The sequence below is a fragment of the Bacillus cereus group sp. MYBK216-1 genome (assembly GCF_051916495.1).
Lineage (GTDB): Bacteria > Bacillota > Bacilli > Bacillales > Bacillaceae_G > Bacillus_A > Bacillus_A thuringiensis_K.
This window is the reverse complement of sequence record NZ_JBQAGT010000001.1, coordinates 527167-547665: the sequence shown is the minus strand read 5'-3', so window position 1 is coordinate 547665 and position 20499 is coordinate 527167. Positions and strand designations below refer to the sequence as shown.

Here is a 20499-nt window from a genome sequence, read left to right as displayed (position 1 = left end):
TAGTTTTTCCAGACGTCTTTCTATCTCTCTTTATTAAGCCCTAATCTCTCAGTAAGTAAACGATGGTAGTAAATCGCGATAATTAACAAAATACCACCTACGCAGTAACCAGCTAAAATATCAGTTGGGTAATGTACATTTAAAATGACTCTACTTAATCCAATCGATAGAATTACTATACCCATCAAAATTATTGTGACACATTTCCCAGCTACGCTTTTCAAATTAGCAGCAATGATATAAGTAAGAAATCCAAATGTCATAATCGATAGCATTGCATGTCCACTAGGAAAACTATATCCAAGTGCATCTAGCGCTTCATTTAATGACGGACGTTCTCTCTTTACAATCTCTTTTATCCCTTTATTCACAAGATGTGTTATTAAAATTCCCATTGGATATACAATCATCGCAGCATAATAACGCTTCTTCCAAAAAACAAGCAAACTTATAACGAGCGTAGCGACTATCCCAATTGCTGATCCCAATTTTGTAAAGTACGAGAAAAATGTAAGAGAACTTTCCGTTTGCAGCCCTCTTACTAATCCACGGACATATGTATCCATCACTGTAACGCCACCTGCATGTACGCGCCAAGCAACAATACCAAATACAGCAAATAACAAACCGATACACATTACCTCATACTGATGTAACTTCTTCAAACGATTTCCTCCTACTATGAAAAAATGCGATTTCTACTTTAGAAACCGCATTTCCTTACTTATTTACCTTTTGTTTTTAGCTCTGTCCAGTAACGATCATAATCTTTTAACTTATCGTCCACATCAACAAGCCATTCTGTACGATCTAACTCTTCTTTCGTTAAGAAGATCATGTGATTATCACGGTATTCTTTACTATGAAGAGGATGAGCTTTTTCATTTGGATTACTGTAACCAATTGACTCGTAGTTTTTCACACTTACTTTTTCATCTAGTAAGTAGTTCATAAATTTCTCAGCAAGCTCTTTATGTTTTGCACCTTTTGGAATTGCTAACGTATCAGCCCAAATTGTGCCGCCTTCTTTTGGTACAACATATTCTACATCTTTATTATCTTTTGCGATAAATGCTGCATCTCCAGACCAAACTGTTCCAATCCAAGCATCTTCTGTAATGAATTTTTGTTTAATGTTATCTGTATCAAATGCTAATAAGTTTGGAAGCAGCTTCTTTAAATCATCTGCTGCTGTCTTTAATTGTGCATCGTCTTTCGTACTGTTTGAGAACCCGTGCTTCTTAAGACCCATTCCTAATACTTCACGAGAATCGTTTAGTAACGTTACACGTCCTTTATATTTCTCATTCCATAAGTCAGCCCAGCTTGTAGGTGCTTCTTTCACATACTTTTTATTGTATGCAATCCCTGTTACACCCCAAGTGTACACTAAAGAATATTTATTCTCTGGATCAAACGCAGGTGTTTTGAAATTAGAAACCATGTTTTCGATATTTGGGATATTCTTTTTATCTAACGGCGCTAATAAGTCCATTTTCGCCATTGTTTTAACCATGTAATCAGACGGCTGGATTAAGTCATACTTTGCACCACCAGCTTGTAATTTTGCAAGCATTTCTTCATTACTTGCGTACTTGTCATAGTTAATTTTCACATTATACTTTTTTTCAAAATCTTTTAGCACTTGCTCATCAAAATTGTCAGCCCAGCTATAAATATTTAATTCTTCTTTCTTTTCACCACAACCAGCAAGCACACCAGCAACAAGGCTAAAGCTAATTGCTGCGCCAGCTATTCTTTTCATTAATTTCATCGATTTATTACCCCCTTGTACTTTCTATATCGTTCGTATTATAAAGGAAGGTGTCCTCCAGAGTTTTCTTCACCATCTGCACCTTTGTTCCGGAAGATTTCAGATAGAACCATTAATCCTACGATAGCAACAATTAAAATTGTAGAAAGAGCATTAATTTCTGGTGATACTCCGCGCTTAACCATACTGTAAATGTATAGTGGCAATGTTGTTGATCCTGGTCCTGATACGAAGAAACTAATTACAAAATCATCAATTGATAATGTGAATGTTAATAATGCTGCTGAAATAACTCCCGGTGCAATTGCTGGGAACGTTACATAACGAAACGTTTGCCAAGGGGTTGCTCCTAAATCATTTGCAGCTTCTTCTAAGTCACGTCCCATACTTGAAAGACGCGCAGCTAAAATAACAACAACAAACGAAATACTAAATGTAATATGTGCAATAATAATCGTTGTTTGTCCAAGTTCCATTCCTAACTGACTGAAAAGAATTAGTAAAGATAATCCCATTAAAATATCCGGAATTAAAATTGGTAAATATACAAGGCCATTAATAGCCCCTTCGAAACGATATTTATAACGATGTAAAGCAATTGCAAAGAATACACCAAGTACCGTTGTCACAATCGTTGTTATAACTGCAATCGTAATACTATTTACAAATGCATCAATAACATCTTGTTTTTGAAATAAATCTGTATACCAATGGAATGTAAAACCTTCCCACTCCGCATTAATGCGAGAGTCGTTGAAAGAATAGACCATTAAAACCATCATTGGAAAATACAAGAATAACAAAATTAACCAAGAATAGGAAACTAAAAACTTCTTCATCTTTGCCTATTCGCCTCCGTTCTCATTATATTTATATACTTTCGTTGCACGATAATATAAGTAAATTAACAGAACAGAGAATAGAACAACGATAATCGATAACGCGGATCCAAACGGCCAGTCACGTGCACCTAAGAATTGGTTTTGAATAACGTTTCCGATTAATGCTACTTTCGATCCGCCCATCACGTCTGATACAACAAACATTCCGATAGAAGAAACGAATACTAAAATAGAACCAGTCGCAATTCCTGACATCGTCATCGGCACTGTTATATTCCAAAATGCCTTTATTGGTGTTGCTCCTAAATCATAAGCCGCTTCTAGCTTACGCTTATCCAGCTGCTCAATTGCTGCATACACTGGTAAAATCATAAATGGTAATAAAGAATAGACCATTCCGAGTATTACAGAAGGAGTATTATATAATAAATTTAACGGTTCACTAATAATGCCAAGCTTTAATAACAACGTATTCACAAGACCTTGTGAACGTAAAATAACAATCCATGCGTATGAACGAACAAGAAAGTTAATCCAAAACGGGATCGTTGCCAATAATAAAAGAATAGAGCGGTATTTGCGGTCAACAATTGTAATTGTATAAGCAAACGGATAACCAATTAATAAACATATTACTGTCGTAATAACTGCGATTTTAACAGTTTCCCATAACGTTCCTAAGTACAATGGGTCAAACACACGGGATATATTCTCCAGCGTAAATTGCATTTCTACTGTCCCGTAAGCTCCGCGCTGCATGAAGGCGAATCCTAATACGAATATGAGCGGGATTAGGAAGAAAATTAACAGCCACGCGACTGTAGGTAGTGCGAGTAATTTCCCTTTTTTCAATTTAAGGTCACCTCGTCCTCTTGCTCCCAGCCTACATATACATTATCTCCAATGCTCCACTGCGCTGCCTCTTCAGCAGTTTGATATGCCATTAGTAATTCTGATGTTTTCTCATCACGTACATAAAGCTTCTCCATATTTCCGACAAACTCAATATCTTCAATATGTCCAAGATGGTATTCTTTTAAAATTGGTTCTTCAACCGAACGTACTTTTACATTTTCAGGGCGAATTGCTACATAGCCTTCCCCGTTTTTCACAATATTATTTTCACCGATGAATGTCGCAACGAACAATGTTTTTGGCTTATTATAAATTTCTTTCGGTGTTCCGATTTGTTCGATATGTCCTTTATTCATAACGACGATACGATCGCTCATGCTCATTGCTTCTTCTTGATCGTGCGTTACGTATATGAACGTAATTCCTAAATTACGTTGTAAGTTTTTCAATTCACGTTGCAAGTCTTTTCGTAACTTAAAGTCAAGCGCTCCAAGTGGCTCATCTAATAGTAATACACGCGGATTATTTACAATCGCTCTTGCAATTGCAACACGCTGCTGTTGTCCACCAGAAAGCTTCGCAGGTTTACGATTACGGAACTCAAGTAACTGCGTTAAACGCATTGCCTCTTCAGCACGCTCTTTCTGCTCTGCTGCTGATACTTTCTGCATTTTCATACCAAAACAAATATTCTTCTCTACTGTCATATGTGGGAATAGTGCGTAATGTTGGAACACTAGGTTCATATGACGTTTATATGGCGGCAAATCGTTAATTCTTTCATCATCTAATAAAAGATTCCCTTTAGTTGGAGTTTCAAATCCTGCGATCATACGAAGTAAAGTCGTTTTCCCGCAGCCACTCGGCCCTAAAATTGTTAAAAACTCTCCCTCTTTAATATCTAAAGAAAGAGGTGGGATAATCACTTGATTTCCAAAATGTTTTTCAACTGCTTCAACTTTAATAATCTTTTTCATTTTCCCGTCCTATCTACCTTAAATTTTAAATTTTTATATTCATGAATAAATATTTATGTTCTATAGACTATTTTTTGTTTCGATCCAAACAAAAATGGTTATTTAGCAAGCGTTCGTTTCTATTCTTTATGTAGTATGTTTGATTCATTTTCGCATGATACATAACGTCGAACAGAAAAACCCCTTCCATTGCGAAGGGGCTTTTATCATACGGCTACGCCTACTGATAAACACCATCATCATTTTAACAACTTTCGTATGAATTTTAAAGCACTTTTTGTAGAAGAGTAACGAATTTTCATGTCGAATGCTGTAGATTGGGCTAAAATGCTTTTATAATGTGAAAAAGTCCGAAAACTTTCTTTCCCATGATAACCCCCTAATCCACTACTTCCAACACCCCCAAAAGGTAAATATGGCGTGGCAAGATGATAGACAACATCATTAATACAGCCTCCACCATATGAAATATTACTCGTCACTTTCTTTTGTACTTCTTTATCTTCAGAAAATACATATAACGCTAACGGCTTCGGATGTTGCTGGATTGTGCCAATTACATCTTCTATATTGTCGTACTCTATGATTGGTAAAATCGGACCAAAAATTTCATCTTCCATAACAGCATCTTGCCATGTAATATCCGCTAGCACTGTCGGTTCAATATGTAATGTATCTTTCTCATAGTTTCCACCAATTACGACTTGACCATCTTGTAAAAATCCACATAATCGTTCAAAATGACGCTCACTTACAATACGCACATAATTTTCATTTTTCAAAGGTTCTTTACTATACTGCTCTGTAATTTCATGTCGCAGTGCCTCAATTAGCTTTTCTTTCACGGAAGAATGCACGTACATATAATCAGGCGCTACACACGTCTGCCCTGCATTTAAAAACTTACCCCAAACAATTCTTCTTGCTGTCATCTCTATCTTTGCATCTTTATGTACAATACAAGGACTTTTCCCGCCAAGTTCTAAAGTGAGCGGCGTCAACTGTTTCGCTGCTGCTTCCATTACAACTTTTCCAACGCTAACACTACCAGTAAAGAAAATATAATCAAACGGTTCCTTCAGCAAAGATGTACTCTCTTCAACGCCACCTTCTACTACCGCTACAAGCTCTTCTGGAAATAATTCATCTAGCATTCTCTTAAGCACTTTTGAAACGCTTGGCGTTAACTCTGACGGCTTTAAAACGATTGTATTTCCAGCTGCCAATGCTCCTACAAGTGGTGCAATTGCTAATTGAAAAGGATAGTTCCACGGTGCAATAATAAGCGTCACACCATACGGTTCTGGCACTACTTTTCCTTTTGATCCAAAATGAGTCAGTGCTGTTCGAACTCGCTTCGGTTTACTCCACGATGACATATGTTTCAATTGAAAGGAAATTTCTTTTAATACATATCCAACTTCCGTTGTAAACGACTCGTGAACTGACTTATTTAAATCTAATTTCAATGCCTGAAATATTTCTTCTTCAAAATGCTGAATGCCTTCATAAAGCTTCTTCAAATTATTCTTTCTCATTTCGATGCTTCTCGTATGACCTTTTAAAAAATATTCCTTTTGCCTACTTACAATAGAGGAAATACTCATTCACTCACCTTCTCCCACTATTTTTATCCAATTCTTTCATTATTTATATAGACTTCATATATAACAAATTTCTATTCTTAAAGTTACATTATATATGACTTTTTCAGCTATATAAAATTCATTGCTCACAAAAAAACTACCGAAAGAAAATCTCTCGGTAGTTTCACAGTATTAACGATATAAACGAACAGCACCTGCAGAATTATCATCAGCTTGTCCTACTACTTCAAACTTCAGACCAAGCTTCGGTAAAATACGTCCTGCATCTGGAATCTGTTGATTAATATACGTTTTAGAATCATCAAACTTCGGTACACCCGCTAAACCATCATACGTATACGTTCCACGCGTTGGAGATACAACTTTCCAAGCTGGCGTTTTATCGAATGAGAACGCCGCATCAGCGATTTGGAATCGTGTACTACTTTCCACTGTCGGTTTACCATTTAAAGTTCCTACAATTGCTTCTGGATGAGAATCAACTACACCTAGGAATCCGTGTCCTGGATGTACACCTACCCAGTTATCTGTGTAAGCTGAATCTGCATACCATACGACCATACCACTGTTATACTCTGGACCACGAGCAAATTTTAACGCGTTATCTGAACCAGCATAGTTTCTCCACTCAACATAATAGTTATGGCTCTTCTTCTCTGTTCCGTTAGAAACAGCAAAACCATCTAATTTGAATTGTGATGTACCTTCTGCATCATCAGAGAATACTACGTTACCATCTACTGTTAATGAAGCATTATCAAGTAGGAAACCATTTAATGCTAAACCACCATCAGTAATGTAATCAAATGTTAATTTTACTTTCTTACCTTTGAATTGGCTTAAATCATATGATTTGTCAATCCATTTGCCATTTGTCGAATCTGCATTTCCACTATTAGCTTTCTCACCAAGTCTTTCAATTAACGTTTGTTGACCATCTTCTGTTACAGCGTGTACTTCAAGGAAGTCATACTCTGCTTCAATTTCATATAATGATTTGAAGTCAAATTGTGCAGTCGTTGCATTTGTTAAATCGAACAGCGGTGTTTCCATCTTCGTATGAAGATCATCACCTTTTGTGCTGTAGTAATACTGTTTTCCGAATGCCGGCTCAATTGTTTTTATATCTTTATCTGGTAAGTTAACACGAATCATACCCGGACGGTTAGATTTCGTAACACTTTGGTCTAAATATGTTGCTAGGCCGATACCTTTATTTAATTTCTCATAATCTACTTCTACGATATTTGCCCAATTACCACCGATTGTTTTTTGGAAAAACTCTTTATTTTGTGGTGAGAAACTTGTTGGCGTCGTTCCAGCAATTTTACCTGCCCAGCTTCCGCCACTCATAATAGACCAAGCTTGAACTGGTTCACCATCTCCGCTATATTGTGTATCATACTCATCTGGTAAACCTAAATCATGACCATATTCATGTGCGAATACACCAACAGCCCCATCTTCTGGTTCAATTGTGTAGTCGAACGCTGCCATCTTTCCACCCCAATATGGAACTTTCGCTTGTGTACCTTCAATTGCAAATGGTTTTGGTCCAACTGTCCAGCGATGTGACCAAATTGCATCATCACCTAACTTACCACCACCTGCTTCTTGTCCAACACCTGCATGAATAATCATTAAGTGATCAATTAAACCGTCTGGTTGATTTTTATTTCCATCACCATTTACATCATATTGATCAAATTGATCAAACTCTGATAGATCAAGACCGCTATCTACAGCTGCTTTTAATGCATCTTTTACTAAATCACGTGGTCCTTTTGGTCCTTTATTATCATGACCACCGCTAGCAGCATCCGCACCGTAATCAGCAGCTTTACCAGGAACTGTTAACCATTTTGTAACTGTTCCATCTACAGTGTAACTACCACCAGATTGCTCTTCATAATATTGTTTAAATGTTTCAATTTTACTTCCATCATCTAACGTGAATGGCTCGTCACCGAATAACATTTTTTCATAGTGTTCTTTATTAAAGTCTTCCGAATACATATAGCCAGGCTCTTTATCAATATTGTTATGTTTAAAGTCAGCGTACTCTACAAGTAAAACGAGTACTTTATCTTTACGCACATCACCGTTATACGCTTTTTGCTTTGCTGGAGATGTTGGTACTTTACCATTTAATCCGCCTTTAACTGGTCCTGTCGCTGCAGGTGTTCCTGTTGCAGGGTTATCTAATTTTTCTTTCGTGTCTGCTTTCGCATCTTTCACTTTCTTTAAAAAGTCAGATGCTTCTTTCGTAAGTTGATCCCCATTCGGTACTTCTTTCCCAGGATTTTCACCCTTTTTGTTCTCTACATACTTTTCGACAGCTTTCTTTGTTTCTTTCTCTGAAGCTGACGAATCAATTACCCCACGTTTTTTTAGCGCATCTGCTAAACGTTCTTCCGGAATTAAGTGATCATCAACTGGGCTCGTAGCTGTTTTATTCGCAGGCGTTTCAGCATATGCAGATTGAGTGCCAGCTCCGAATGAAAGGCCTAATACAGCTGTTAAAGCGATTGATGACAAAACTTTGAACGGTTTCTTGTTCATCCCATATTTCCTCCCCTAATAAATAATATGTATTACAAATTGAATTTTATTAAAAATTCAATATTTTTTCAATATTTAGTCATATTATGTAATATTTTTAATATATTTGTAAAAATTTCATAGTTAGCATACGAATATATCACAATTCAACAATGTTTTCTGAAAATATTGAAAGTTTTTATCGAACAATTTATAATTTCCATAGAGGGAGTTTAATGGGGATTTTATCTTTGTTTCATCTACACAATATTTGATAATTCACTATATAAAACACAAAATCCGATTGCATTATCATGTATTCTGTAGCAGCAATTATGACCGATAATTAGGGAGGAATTACATTTGTACAAAGATAAGACAGACGCACTGGATCAAGAATGGATTGATTTAATACTTGAAGCTCTAGATGCTGGTATCGCCATGCAAGACATCGAGCAATTTTTCCAACGTATGAAGCCATCCAGTCAGGCTCAATAGGTTTGTTCTTTTTAACGAAGTTTATGTTATAATAATGACATCATAAGACAACTACATATTGATAGAAAGGTGCGCAAATATGATTGGAGAACGTATAAAACGCCTTCGTTTACAAAAAGGTATTTCATTAACTGAACTTGCCGAAAAAGCTGGCGTTGCTAAATCTTACATTAGTTCTATAGAACGAAATTTACAAAAAAACCCTTCCATTCAGTTTCTTGAAAAGATCGCAGCAGTTCTACAAATTCCAGTTGATACTTTACTTCATGATGAAACAACAAAGGAAACTAACCTAGACTCCGAATGGACACAACTCGTTAAAGATGCAATGAACTCTGGTGTCTCCAAAGAACAATTTCGTGAATTTCTTGAATTTACAAAGTGGAAGCAAAATCAAAAATAATAATAGAAAGAAGTGCTTACAACCAGCACTTCTTTTTCTTTATAAAAAAAAGCGGGGGATACCCGCCTTTTTTATTATCTTTCTTCCCCAGCTTCTTGGTTAGCATTGAATGTCCATTCTAAATTCAATGTATCACCTTGGAAGATATTTTGGTCTTTTCCATCATCTACAAATTCAAATTGTACCCATAGATAATCCTCTGTACCAGCTTCTAATCCACCTTTTTCTCCCCACTCAGGAGCGAAGATATCTTTAGCTAAAAGATCTGAATCAGCTTTTTGTAAGTCTGCTAAAGTTGTTTCGTATACAGGCTCACTTTGTTTGTCCCAGTTCCAAAGGAATTTTACTTTAACGTGCTTACCAAAGTCTTCACCTGCATTATCACCTTTTGCATCTTTAACAGTATACTTTGTTGCTAATTTAACGTCTTTAATAGTTAACGAACCGCTGTTTTGTAATAAGAACTCTTTCTTAACAGAATCCCCTGGTTTTAAATCTTTAATATCTACAAGCGTCTTAGGGTTTAATGTAAGGTCTAACGTCCCAGCTGCAAATGTATTGTTTGATACTTCTTTATCACTAAAGAATGCAAATGTTCCTCCACCAATTAAAGCTAACCCCAATGCTGCTGATGCAACTCCCATACCTAATTTCTTTTTCAGACTCACAATCAATTCCCCCTAGCTTTTTTTATATTTTTATCACTTATTTTTCAATAAGAGATGTAAAGAAAACTATATTAGCTTAGCCAATATGTGTTCTTTTTTAAAAACCTTATGTTCATTATAACGAACAAACCTATATAAACACAACACATATTTATTAATATTTTCAGTTATTTTTATTTCTCAATATTATTTAGACTTTTCAGAAAAAATAATGATAATTTATAACTTTTTTCACACTCAAATCATTTAATACTATAAGAAAAAAGAAAAACAAAGAGGTGAGGGCTAACGTTCCCTCACACTCGTATAAATATTACTAGTCTTGCTTATTCGTTCGCTCTCTCTTACACCACATTCTTATTTTCTGGCTGTTTCACTAAAGCAGTTACTCCGCTTTCTTCTGCTCTTCTAGCTTTTTCTGTTCTTCCAATTTCTTTTGCTCTTCTACTTTTTTCTGTTCTTCCACTTTCTTTTGCTCTTCTACTTTCTTCTGTTCTTCTACTTTCTTTTGTTCTTCTACTTTCTTCTGTTCTTCTACTTTCTTTTGTTCCTCTACTTTCTTTTGTTCTTCTACTTTCTTTTGTTCCTCTACTTTCTTTTGTTCTTCTATTTTCTTTTGTTCTTCGGCTTTCTTTTGTTCTTCGGCTTTCTTTTGTCCTTCCGCTTCAATTGCAACGTTTAATTGTTGCTGAAGAGCCTGGATTTGCTCATCAATAGCTTTCAAGCTAATTTCTTTCTCAATATAGTCACGCTTCTCTTTGATACTGCGGAAGCCTTCATTTACATATATGGACACTTGCTGCATCGACTCATCTTTATTTACCTTTAATTCTTCTTGTATTTGATTGTAAGGAGCTTCTATTTCAGTATATACATTTTGCAGGGCTTCCTTCTCAGCAACAATTTTCTCACGCCCTTGTTGCCATACAGAAATCGCCTGTTTTATTTCTTCAATAGAAGTTGCTTTCGATTTCCCCTTCATCGTTCCATACTCACGCTCAATAAACTGTTTATGTTTTTCAGATTGCTCTTTTAACGTATTAACTGTTTTCGGAAATATAATTGCTGTAGAAAGCGTCGCTTCTACTTTCGTTTCATGAATGAACGCCGCTTCTGTATGCGTCATAATTTGAGATCCTAAATAAAACGTAATAGAACACATACACGGCAATATAAGCATCTTTTTAAAATTACGCGGTCTTTTCAGCATCTTAATCTCTCCCATCGAACGTTACGTTCTTTATACAGAACATTACCTATATTATAGTAAAGAACTATTAAAATTGATAGACAAATACTAGAAAAATAGAAAAAGGGCTATCCATGTGATAGCCCTTTTTATTATTATCTTTCTTCACCTGCTGTTTGTTGTGCATCAAACGTCCAATTTAATTGTAACTTATCACCTTGGAATTGATTTTGATCTTTTCCATTATCAACGAACTCAAATTTCACTTTGAATTTATCGGATTTACCTGCTGAAATACCTTTTTCATCCCAGAACCAAGCCGATAAATCATTATCTACAGCTGTAAGTGTGTCACCTTTTAATTTATCTAAAGTAGTTTGTTTCACAATTGTCTCATGTTTATCTACATTTTTTAAGAATGTTACTTTAATATGTTTACCAAAATCATCTTTATTATCTTTCTTTACATCTTCTACATTATAATCTGTTTTCAGTAGAACCTTTTTAATATTTAAAGAGCCTTTATTTTCTAGTTTAAATTCTTTTTCAATTGTATCCCCAGGTTTTAAATTCGATACGTTAACAACCGTTGATGGATTTAATGCTAAATCCAGTGTTCCAGCCGCAAATGTATTGTTTGACACTTCTTTATCACTGAAAAATGCAAATGTTCCTCCACCAACTAAAGCTGCTCCTAATACCGCTGATGTAATACCCATTCCTAATTTTTTCTTTAAAGTCATGTCCATATCCCCTTAATATATATTTGTTAACTTCCTAAACGGAAAGTATAACCAAACGAACTAGACGGATTGTTCTACTTTTTTATCTTTCTTTTCTCCGTCAATGCTACGAATAGCACCAAAAATAGAAATCGCGGAATAACCAAGTAAAAAGACTCCTGGAATAATAAGAAGTAATGCTGCTCCCGCTTTTGAATTCGCATAATTCAGTAAATAACCAACATACGGAACTGTAATATCTGCATACTTTCCAACTACATTTTCTGCAAGTACTGGCTCTAAATCTGGTCCGTTGTTGTTATCCCCTTTTGTTTCATAAATTACTTTTCCATTTGTATCTTTCACACCGATAATACGGTGAGTGATAATTTTTTGATCTTTCTCTTTAAAGGTAATAACATCACCTTTTTGATATTTAGAACCATCTTTGTTTGGTTCTATTGCAATGATTGATCCTGTTAAAAACGTCGGCTCCATTGATCCTGAAAGAACGCTCTTAAATTGATATCCCATCACTGTCGGATCACCACCGCTTGCTTTTGAAGAAATAACTACAAAAGCTAAAAAAACCATCAATGCAAATAAAACAAATGAGATCGCGTTGCTAATTATCTTCCATATTAATTTCATCGTCTCTCTCCCTCTCCGTTGTTTTATATTATTTGAAGTATGCAATATCCACTTTGTTCTTTAACAAGAACACAAGTAAATGATATAACGAACTTTAAGTTATTGCAATAAGAAAATTTACAATTATTAGTTATTTTAAGTATAGAAAAAAGACTGTGCCAAAATTTTACACAGTCTTTTTATTAGTAATTTATTTACCTTCTGATTTCATTCCTTTTGTATTTCGGCGCAACACTACATATAAAATTGCTCCAAATAATACAATCGCACCTATCCCAACACTTATTACTTTCACATTTGAGTCTTTTACTTCAGGCATAGTTGTATCTTTTTTAGGCATCGTAAAAGTGACATCTTCTGTTGAAAGAACATTTACCGTCGCAATTGTTTGATTATTTTTCGTAATATCAACTGCACCAACTACCTCACCACGATGTATTCCTTTATGATATAAAGATTCTTTATCTAATGAAGCCGCCCGGAAAATAGTTTTCACATTTTTCCCTTCATCTTTCTTAAGCATAAGCTCCGCACTTTGTTCCAACTCAGAATTAACATCTTTATTTAAATATGTTGTTTTTTGATGCCAATTATGTTTATCAAGCACCATTTGCTTTGTAAATTGACCGAAAGAATATTCCGCCATCTGCTTCAAATCTTCATAAATTTCAGGTCTTTGAGAAGCCATTACTACGCTTATAATACGATTTCCATCTTTCTCATTTAATAAAACAAGTGTATTACGTGCTTCATTCGTAAACCCTGTCTTACCGCCAATGCTATATGGATTTTCAAAAAAATTAGATTTATTAAAAATAGACACCGTCTGCCTAGACGTCGTAACTGTCGTTCTTTTCGTATTCATCGCTTGTAAAATTTCAGGATACTTTTGCACACCCTTCGTAATCATAGCCATATCATACGGCGTCGTATAATGGTTCGGATCATGCAATCCATTCGGTGTTACAAAGTGGCTATCTTTCGCCCCCAATTGCTTCGCTTTCTCATTCATCATATTAGCGAAATTCTCAACACTCCCGCCAATCCGCTCCGCAATCGCATACGACACATCATTCGCACTCAGCACCATTAAAATCATAAGCGCAGTATTTCTATTAATTGTCTCTCCAGGTTGAAACTCAATTTGATAATTACTCTTCTCTTGATCTAATGCTAATTGTGAAAATGTAAATTGATCCTCTGGCTTTGTATGCTCCATGAGTAAAATCGCTGTTAACACCTTCGTCGTACTAGCAGGAAATGCGCGGTGATATGCGTTTTTGTCATACAAAACATCTCCTGTTTTTGCATCAATTGTCGTTGCAAACTGACTAAAAACATTCGGTCCTTCCGCAGGTGGTGGTGCAACTTGTTCTGGATTTACTCCAATATTCGTCTCAGCACGCAATGTCATAGGTGTCAAAAAAAACGAACAAATAACTGTAATAAAAACCAAAATTTTCTTAAAATTTACCATATGACTCTCCCTTTTCCATTTACTCCTTAACAAAATAATAAATCTACCAATCATATGTAATTTGTATTATATTGGAAGAATTTTCACTATTTTTTACTATATCATACTTTTACGATAAAGAACATAAATATACAATAAAAATAAGAAGGAATTACTCTTTCTTATCCTTCTCATCAATCAACGAATCTATTAACTTTTGACTAGCTTCCTCGGGCGTAATCTCATCTGTTATTCCCATAAACGACCAACCTTTAGAATCAACCCACTCAACAAACTCTTGTAAAAATTCATCATGTGTAACATCCACATCAAGAATCGATCCATTAATCGAAATCGTTCTATTTTTAGACACGCGCATCTTGAACGTTTTTCTTACCATTACAACTTTTCTCCCTCTACTTCTGAATATTTATAAAGTGAAACTTTCATCAACCCTCACCAATCGGACTTTTACGGCCATCCAGACTCCAACCTAACTTCTTTACTTTTGCTGAATTTCGAGGTAAGGGATCTTACTGCCTGCAAATAGCGAGATAAAATAATCATGTATCTCTGTTATACATGATTTTCAGTAAATTGTAAAAAGGATATATTGGCCAATTGGCATATTGAAACTGAAAATCTATCATTCTGCAAAAATATCAAATGATATGTAATTGATCATAAATGACTAAATAGATTCACATAAAAATAAAATAACTTACATTTTACCACACCAAATACAAATGACTTTCTTACAATGGAATGGAGTATACTAGAAGAAAACTTAAAATGAGGAGGAACCTCATGACGCGTTGTACGTATTGTAAAACGAAGTGGACAATAAAAGATGTATGGGCAATACTCGTGACATTTGAAAAGGATTGTCCGTATTGTTTTATGAGACAATATCTATCAAAGAAAACGGTGAACGCTATGCCAGAACTTATAAGCTTACCTTTACATTTCTTACTCCCTTTTCTTGTTGATTTGAGTGCTGAAGATCCTTTGGATTGGTATCGTAAATAATATAACCACTACATCCAAAGACTACTTTCTACTAAATTCGCTTCTCATCATTATTCCTTCATACATTACTAGCATAATCGCTTATACTTTCCCTTTTGAAGATTCTCTAACTCAGCAGGAAGAGCGTCCCCTGAACAAGGTTTATCAATTATGACTTTAATAAACGATGATATATGCATACTGTTAAGCATAAAAAATTAGCATTAAGTTCCACTCAAATATTAATTGAAACCCAACACTCCATTTAATCTGTAATCTAGAATACAAGCAGTGTTTTTTATTATGCATTTTTGCATACAGTATTATTTTCTCTTGTAAATAGATAATAATGTTATATAATAAAACCAACATTTTACCAATAAAAGGTAATAATAAGTGGTGGAATAAGTAAATAACCAAAGCGTATTAACAGATTTGTTCTATGTAAATCATGATACATATATAGAATCAAAACTATGAAATTTTATCTTGTGATTAGATTACTACAAGATGAAAGATTCATAGCGAATACACTTAAGGAAAAAACGTTCCATTAGATTAATATGATATCTATCGAACGAATTGAGAATATACTTAGGGGGAATTTCAAGTGAAAACATTTGGTAAAGTATTATTAACAGGAGCTTTAGCTTTAGGCGGTTTAACAGCTATGAACATTGATACACCAAAGGCACATGCTGACGGAGCAAGCGAGTTCTGTCGTTATATTTGTGGTCCTAGCGAAACGTTGAATGGCTTCACAATTCAATTACACGCTACAGAGTACAGCTACGGCCAAAATATGATTGCAAAAATCACAAATGATAGAGCTGAAGATGTGCGCTATCGTGTAACTATTGAAAAGAAATGGGCAAGTGGCTGGGGTTACTATGAAACTGACTTCAATTTTGGCTCCGAATTACCAGCTGGAACAAACGAAGAATTTTACAATACAACTGGTTTTGGGGGACAACTTCCAGAAAACGGGGAATATCGTTACAAAGTTAAAATTACAAATGCTGACGGTTCTGTAGATACAATTTATACAGCTTCAATGACACTTACAGGAAGATAGCTCATGAACGAGCTCCATTATTTATACTTGTATTTTTGATGATATCATTGATAATTGCGGTGATATTATTATTATTGAAATAAGCTCTTCTGGGCTTATTTTTTATATACAAATTGGAATAATAATATTCAGAAAATTACATCTTTACACTATTGAAGTTTGTTGCTATTATAAGAATACGTCAAATGTTACAATATTCAACAAATTATATAAATCCTCCGATTACACGAATGAAAACACATTGCTGGTCGTAATATTTATAGTTGGGATCCCGTAGCTCAGCAGGGAGAGCGCCACCTTGACAGGGTGGAGGTCGTGAGTTCGAGCCTCTCCGGGGTCATATCCTTTAAAAAGGCCATAGCTCTACAAAAGTTTGTAAGTGTTAAGGCGTTATCCTTTGCACACCCAAAATCACCCTAGTGCTGCGTTCACTTATTTTGTAGGGTGCAGGTCATTCGTGTCTTCTTATACGGTAAACCAAATTACCGATATAACGAGGCGTTTTATTTTGTCCAGAACAGATAAAAGAGGTACAGTACAGCAAAGTTAAGTCGTACAAGTATTGAGGTTACACAGATTGAAACTTACACGTTCCAAGAGTTATTTAACATTTATATATTTGCAAAAAAAAGCAGAAGGCCTCACAAGAAGAACCCTTGAAAATAAGAAGGAATAGTTCTTAGTATTTCACCGATATTTAGAAGAATATCATGAAGATATAACACCTAATACACTTCATACAAATATTAAATGAACAAATAAGAAGATAATATCTTTACTGAGATATTATCTTCTTATTTGTTCAAATGTTAATTTTCTTATAGTTAATAAGCGTATCTATCTTTAGTAAAAATTCTTCTTCCCAACAAGCAACGAATAATCTATATATAAGACCACTCTTAGTATCTAATTCCTTTATATATATATGTGTTACATCTTTAACGTATCCTTTCCCTTTACCATATCTGCTAATAACAGAACTCCAAAATGGACTACTATTAACCTTTGGACTTAAAATATGTTGTCCTAAATAATTCTTAGTCTTTTCACCAAGACTATCCTTAAACTCATTATACAATTTAATGATATTTTCTTCCCATAGGCTTAGCAAAGTGCGACAAGAACGACTAATGTTATATTGTTTCTGTGATGATATTAGGTGGACCACTTTTAATATTTCCTTCTCAAATATTGAATCAACAAATTGACCCATCACTGTATATCCAGATTGATAAACATTGCCATTGTACCATTCACCAAAAAGTTTATTTGTGGCATTAATAGTACTTGGATGCCAAGAAGCTATGCATTGTGTTAATAGTGCATTAAATTCTTCAACTTTTATAAAATTGTTATTTAGCTTTAATGACTCAACATTCCTTTTTATGACTTCTATATACTGCATATCACTCTTGGTTATGCGTCCATTTGTTAGCCTGCGGAAGTCTGCATTCACCTTATAGATATATTTAATCAAACCTTCTTCCCTTTTCCTTATAACACTAAAAATTGTATCAATGAAAGGGATCTTTTCCTGATTATAAACTTCTACACTGGAATTAGAAATCACTTTCCCCTTTACGAAACAACCAAACGGATTATAAAATAATATATTTTCTTTATCAAAATCTAAGTTATGCAATTCTCTCCAAATAGCATTTCTTTTATGATTTATCCCTTCTTCCTCATCCTCAACTACTCCGTTATCTCCAATGGTATTCTCTGGCTGTCCTTCTTCCCAATTTACAAGCAATACTAAATTGGATTTATTGCTATGAGGTGGATTAACAATAACATTATCAATTAAACCTTTTGTATTATAAGTAATAGGATTATTAAACCCTCCAACAAAAACACAAATTGTATTTTTCTGTTTATTAAGGTAGTTATGTAAATCTTCTCTAGCTTCCCATCCTTTTGAATCAAGTCCTCTTGTATCAATAATGCTCTCTACTTTCAAAATAGCCTTATCATTAAGGACTGCACTATTTACATGTACGTTGATAACCTCGGGGATACTCATATCTTCACGTGCAACTCGATTTATTAATCCAAACTCCCTTCTAAGCCAATCTTTCTGTCCCTCCAAAGTTCCTTCACCACAATATACAATTTTTTCGGTCGTACGATGATTAAGATTAGCTCGAGTTACAATTTCCTCAATAAAATCACCAACAGTTTTAAAATCTGAAGCTAGTTTTATAATTTCATCTTCTGTTAATCTAATAAGGTTTCTCAGTCCTCTATTGTACTCTTCAGGTAAAGTAGAACTATTACCCTTATCCTCCTTTACTTCACTCCAATACGAATGACAAAGTATTTCTAATAAGCTGATTACCTTACTATTTTCCATTTTCTTAATTTCAATAAATGTTTCAGAATCTGGTACAATAACAACCTCACTCATTGTTGTACCACCAGACCCTGTCGTGAGTAATTCATTCACTTTCTTAACCTCATCCCCTAATAACTTTCTCTCTTTGGAACTTGGTTTACTGTAAGAAATCAAATCAAAGAGATGAGATGCAAGGGTAGTTTTTCCATTTCCTTTCTCCCCAATGAAAACTATTTTATACTTTTCAACTTCCAATTGGCTTTTTGCTTCAGTAAGCGTCTCCACCATGTTATTTAATTCATTAATAATATAAGATTCTTCTTCTACCTTTACTTGTTCCAAGACCTCTAATTGGAGTTGTTCTATACTTTTTATCAACTCATTTTTATCCTTCAAATCAAACACCTCCAGTTCTAATTTATCTACGGTTAGCTGACTAATTCACTTAAAATAATATGCGTGCTCAATAAATTTATGACCCTAAAGTATGATATGCAGCTTATACACTTGTGCTTAAATGTACTATATATCACAAAACAAATCGTAATATGTTCTGTCTAACACATGTGAAAATAATGTCTGTTAATATCACTTTTTTCATTTTATACGGTGATAATTTCAATTCTGATTGCAGGAGTGTTAGTTTTACTCCCCCCTTTCCAATAGATATAATGTTATAGTTCGTCGAGAGTACCCCTTATATAAAAAAGGAGACACCCATCTCTTTTGATGGAAATTGTGATGTTAAGGATTTTTTAGGTAGAGCACAACCACCACGGATACGAAATTAATGTCTACAAAAGAATCCCCTTTTCATCATAATACTTGCTTCAACATCGGCCTCACTACCCTATATTCATCACTATAAGCTTCCTTTATGATTAAAGGCGGGTAATCACTTTTTTCTTCCTCAATCATTATGAATACTTCTGTTTTCTCTTGTAATGTATTAGATTCACTATTTTTAGTAGGTTTTCTACTTGTTTTAATTTTCTTTGTTACTTCGCCAAGTTTTTGCCCAACTTCTTCTACTTTGGCAGGTTCATTCGTAACATAGTATTCTTGTTCGTCCCATACTAATATAGGTGGCACTTGTTCTCTTTTGTTACATATTATATAAGTAGTACTAGCAACAAGTAGTATACAAGTTAATAAATAGAAGATAGTTCTTTTATTCATATACTACACTCCTTATCTATCATTTCATTGGATTATATAACACAAATTATTTACGGTAAATGGATTAGGTGGTAATTTTTAGGTTTAATAATAAAAAAACCTTACCGAAGTAAGGTTCCGTTTTTACATTCTATAGTGACTGATTAATTAATACGATCATTACAATAATCGCTATAAGCATAACAACTAAACAGCCGATTAATTTATAAAATCCTCGCTTCGTTAACGTCCCACCTTGAACGTCTTTACGAATAAATAAGAATACGGCTAAAAATAATACAAGCCCAATGCCAAAAGCATACATCATTTGCATATCTTAATCTTCCTTTCTCTCCTCCATCTTAATATCTTTTTGCTAAAACAACAAATGAGATAAAGACGGTACTCATTGTAAGTGCCATAAGTATATTCAATAATTCAGTAGCTGATAGTGTAAGTATTTTTAAGTTTAAGCCGATAGAGAAAAGAAGATAATATGCCGTTAATGCAAAAAAGGTTACAAACATTCCTTTATAACGAATAAGTTTCATTCGCTCATCTTTTTCTTTAAATTGTGGGTGCAAGTAACTAAGGCAGAAACACATAATCATCATTGCAAGTAACGTATAAGTAGGACTTGGCGGTGCAGAATGCGTCATTATACCTGTTAATATCATAAATCCACTCATAAATAGAAAAATAATCCCCATAATTACAAAGTACTTTTGTGAATAATTCAT

At 34.5% G+C, this 20499-nt stretch carries 21 protein-coding genes and 1 tRNA gene; 5 read left to right on the top strand and 17 right to left on the bottom strand.

What is annotated here, in order from left to right; translation table 11 throughout:
• Positions 1-20: 20 nt before the first annotated feature.
• The 7 genes from ACTFRH_RS02905 to inhA1 form a co-directional block, all read right to left on the bottom strand.
• Positions 21-638 (bottom strand): phosphatase PAP2 family protein, encoded by a 618-nt coding sequence (locus tag ACTFRH_RS02905; RefSeq protein ID WP_003300478.1) that lies wholly within the window; start codon positions 636-638, stop codon positions 21-23.
• An 86-nt stretch (positions 639-724) separates the two neighbouring features.
• A complete protein-coding gene (gene potD, locus ACTFRH_RS02900) occupies positions 725-1774 on the bottom strand; it encodes a spermidine/putrescine ABC transporter substrate-binding protein PotD (RefSeq protein WP_000772487.1) in 1050 nt (349 codons plus the stop codon).
• Between the two features lie 38 nt (positions 1775-1812).
• Positions 1813-2613, bottom strand: coding sequence for a spermidine/putrescine ABC transporter permease PotC (potC, locus tag ACTFRH_RS02895; RefSeq protein ID WP_000714192.1), 801 nt, complete (start codon positions 2611-2613; stop codon positions 1813-1815).
• Between the two features lie 6 nt (positions 2614-2619).
• Positions 2620-3468, bottom strand: coding sequence for a spermidine/putrescine ABC transporter permease PotB (potB, locus tag ACTFRH_RS02890; protein WP_000715490.1), 849 nt, complete (start codon positions 3466-3468; stop codon positions 2620-2622).
• Complete coding sequence (gene potA, locus ACTFRH_RS02885) at positions 3465-4448, bottom strand: spermidine/putrescine ABC transporter ATP-binding protein PotA (RefSeq protein ID WP_000720333.1); 984 nt, start codon at positions 4446-4448, stop codon at positions 3465-3467. Before potA ends, potB begins: the two co-directional genes overlap by 4 nt.
• A 239-nt stretch (positions 4449-4687) precedes the next feature.
• Positions 4688-6055 carry an aldehyde dehydrogenase gene (locus ACTFRH_RS02880; protein ID WP_000028374.1) on the bottom strand — a complete coding sequence of 456 codons (1368 nt, stop codon included), beginning with the start codon at positions 6053-6055 and terminating at the stop codon, positions 4688-4690.
• A gap of 171 nt (positions 6056-6226) precedes the next feature.
• Positions 6227-8617, bottom strand: a complete 2391-nt coding sequence (inhA1, locus tag ACTFRH_RS02875) for a M6 family metalloprotease immune inhibitor InhA1 (RefSeq protein ID WP_046945123.1) — start codon at positions 8615-8617, stop codon at positions 6227-6229.
• Positions 8618-8959: 342 nt separating this feature from the next.
• Between inhA1 and ACTFRH_RS02870 the strand changes: the two genes are divergently transcribed.
• Positions 8960-9094: an anti-repressor SinI family protein gene (locus ACTFRH_RS02870; RefSeq protein ID WP_000276219.1), complete on the top strand. Its 135-nt coding sequence runs from the start codon at positions 8960-8962 to the stop codon at positions 9092-9094.
• A gap of 79 nt (positions 9095-9173) precedes the next feature.
• Positions 9174-9497 carry a helix-turn-helix domain-containing protein gene (locus tag ACTFRH_RS02865; RefSeq protein WP_000578885.1) on the top strand — a complete coding sequence of 108 codons (324 nt, stop codon included), beginning with the start codon at positions 9174-9176 and terminating at the stop codon, positions 9495-9497.
• A gap of 74 nt (positions 9498-9571) precedes the next feature.
• On the opposite strand, the gene calY is transcribed toward ACTFRH_RS02865, so the two are convergent.
• The 6 genes from calY to ACTFRH_RS02835 all read right to left on the bottom strand — a co-directional run bounded on the left by calY (position 9572) and on the right by ACTFRH_RS02835 (position 14583).
• Positions 9572-10165, bottom strand: a complete 594-nt coding sequence (gene calY, locus ACTFRH_RS02860; protein ID WP_440048771.1) for a biofilm matrix protein CalY — start codon at positions 10163-10165, stop codon at positions 9572-9574.
• 385 nt (positions 10166-10550) lie between these two features.
• Entirely contained in the window at positions 10551-11375 is an 825-nt protein-coding gene (locus ACTFRH_RS02855) for a DUF4047 domain-containing protein (RefSeq protein ID WP_000919963.1), read from the bottom strand.
• A 134-nt stretch (positions 11376-11509) separates the two neighbouring features.
• Entirely contained in the window at positions 11510-12097 is a 588-nt protein-coding gene (locus ACTFRH_RS02850) for a CalY family protein (RefSeq protein ID WP_000172854.1), read from the bottom strand.
• A gap of 60 nt (positions 12098-12157) precedes the next feature.
• Complete coding sequence (sipW, locus tag ACTFRH_RS02845) at positions 12158-12727, bottom strand: signal peptidase I SipW (protein ID WP_000767791.1); 570 nt, start codon at positions 12725-12727, stop codon at positions 12158-12160.
• A 190-nt stretch (positions 12728-12917) separates the two neighbouring features.
• The gene (locus ACTFRH_RS02840; RefSeq protein WP_000247034.1) at positions 12918-14204 is read right to left on the bottom strand and encodes a D-alanyl-D-alanine carboxypeptidase family protein; all 1287 of its coding nucleotides are present in this window, start codon (positions 14202-14204) and stop codon (positions 12918-12920) included.
• 151 nt (positions 14205-14355) lie between these two features.
• Entirely contained in the window at positions 14356-14583 is a 228-nt protein-coding gene (locus ACTFRH_RS02835; protein ID WP_000251856.1) for a hypothetical protein, read from the bottom strand.
• Between the two features lie 407 nt (positions 14584-14990).
• On the opposite strand from ACTFRH_RS02835, the gene ACTFRH_RS02830 reads away from it, so the two are divergent.
• The 3 genes from ACTFRH_RS02830 to ACTFRH_RS02820 all read left to right on the top strand — a co-directional run bounded on the left by ACTFRH_RS02830 (position 14991) and on the right by ACTFRH_RS02820 (position 16606).
• Positions 14991-15212 (top strand): hypothetical protein, encoded by a 222-nt coding sequence (locus tag ACTFRH_RS02830; RefSeq protein ID WP_000196286.1) that lies wholly within the window; start codon positions 14991-14993, stop codon positions 15210-15212.
• A 589-nt stretch (positions 15213-15801) separates the two neighbouring features.
• Complete coding sequence (locus ACTFRH_RS02825) at positions 15802-16266, top strand: hypothetical protein (protein WP_000846650.1); 465 nt, start codon at positions 15802-15804, stop codon at positions 16264-16266.
• A 267-nt stretch (positions 16267-16533) separates the two neighbouring features.
• A tRNA-Val gene (locus ACTFRH_RS02820) sits at positions 16534-16606 on the top strand.
• A gap of 462 nt (positions 16607-17068) precedes the next feature.
• Here the strand turns inward: ACTFRH_RS02820 and ACTFRH_RS02815 are convergent.
• The 4 genes from ACTFRH_RS02815 to ACTFRH_RS02800 form a co-directional block, all read right to left on the bottom strand.
• Positions 17069-18997 carry a hypothetical protein gene (locus tag ACTFRH_RS02815; protein ID WP_000653372.1) on the bottom strand — a complete coding sequence of 643 codons (1929 nt, stop codon included), beginning with the start codon at positions 18995-18997 and terminating at the stop codon, positions 17069-17071.
• Positions 18998-19417: 420 nt separating this feature from the next.
• Positions 19418-19780, bottom strand: a complete 363-nt coding sequence (locus tag ACTFRH_RS02810; RefSeq protein ID WP_001042764.1) for a hypothetical protein — start codon at positions 19778-19780, stop codon at positions 19418-19420.
• Between the two features lie 130 nt (positions 19781-19910).
• Entirely contained in the window at positions 19911-20093 is a 183-nt protein-coding gene (locus tag ACTFRH_RS02805) for a DUF3976 domain-containing protein (protein WP_001178294.1), read from the bottom strand.
• 28 nt (positions 20094-20121) lie between these two features.
• A complete protein-coding gene (locus tag ACTFRH_RS02800) occupies positions 20122-20499 on the bottom strand; it encodes a hypothetical protein (protein WP_001109911.1) in 378 nt (125 codons plus the stop codon).